This is a genomic window from Bradyrhizobium sp. SHOUNA76 (assembly GCF_023006445.1).
Taxonomy (GTDB): Bacteria; Pseudomonadota; Alphaproteobacteria; order Rhizobiales; family Xanthobacteraceae; genus Bradyrhizobium.
The window spans coordinates 1-1,121 of sequence record NZ_JALBHA010000938.1 but is presented as its reverse complement, the minus strand read 5'-3'; the positions used below and the strand labels follow the sequence as shown (position 1 = coordinate 1,121).

1 protein-coding gene and 1 pseudogene are annotated in these 1,121 nt (G+C 66.4%); both read right to left on the bottom strand.

Translation table 11 applies throughout. The features are described from left to right. Positions 1–125: 125 nt before the first annotated feature. Entirely contained in the window at positions 126–833 is a 708-nt protein-coding gene (locus MOV74_RS38775) for an ABC transporter ATP-binding protein (RefSeq protein WP_246932860.1), read from the bottom strand. Further along, positions 820–1,121, bottom strand: a pseudogene (locus MOV74_RS38770) (branched-chain amino acid ABC transporter); the annotation flags it as partial. The gene MOV74_RS38775 and the pseudogene MOV74_RS38770, both read right to left, overlap by 14 nt.

The window sequence follows — 1,121 nt, the reverse complement described above, 5'->3', positions numbered from 1 at the left end:
CCACGCCGGCGAGACCGACGGCGGCGGCGCCCGACAGCACGGTCCGGCGCGTCAGTCCTGCCGATATCTTGCCCTTCGATGTCTTGTTCATTTTGTTGGCTCCCTGGTCCTTGTTTTTATGATCGTCACATGCCGAGATATGCCTTGCGCACGCGGTCGTCGGCGCGCAGCGTGGCGTTGTTGCCTTCGAGCACGACGTGTCCGGCTTCGAGGACATAGCCGTGATCGGCGGATTCCAGCGCTTCCGCGACGCGCTGCTCGACCAGCAGCATGGTCAGCCCGGCCTGGCGCCGGATCTCGATCAGCCGCTCGAAGATGAAGTCCGCGGTCGAGGGCGCGAGCCCCATCGAGGGCTCGTCCAGCATCAGAAGCTTCGGCGAGGAGGCGAGGCCGCGGCCGATCGCGAGCATCTGCTGCTGGCCGCCGGACATCGTGCCGGCGAATTGATCGCGGCGCTCCTTCAGCACCGGCAGCCATTCGAAGATGCGCTCGATATTGGCCTGCCAGTCACGGCGGCCGCTTTCGGTCATCGCGCCCATTTCCAGATTCTCCATCACGGTGAGTGACGGGAAGACCTGGCGTCCCTCCGGGACGTGGGCGATGCCGAGATGGGCGCGCTGCGGCGGCGGCACCGCGAGCAGGTCGATGCCGTCGAACGTGATGGCGCCACCGCTCGGCTTGACGATACCGGAGATGGTCTTGAACAGCGTGGTCTTGCCGGCGCCGTTGGGCCCGACGATCGCGACGAACTGGCCCGTGCCGACATTGATCGAGACGCCGTTCAGGACGGGCTTTGCCGAATAGCCTGCACTCAATCCCTCAATTCGCAGCATGGCCCACCCACTTCTTGCCGAGATAGGCCTCGATCACGCGGCTGTCGCGCGTCACCACTTCCGGCAGGCCCTCGGTGATGACGGCGCCGTGGTCGAGTACGAGGAAGCTGTCGACCAGGCGGACCATGGCCTGCATCGTGTGCTCGATGATGGCGATGGTCATGCCGTCGCGCGCGAGCTGCTGGATCACGGCGACGACCTCGTCCGCCTCGCCATGGCCGAGGCCGGCGAGCGTCTCGTCGAGCAGTAGAATGCGCGGCTGGCCGGCGATCGCGCGGGCGAGCTCCA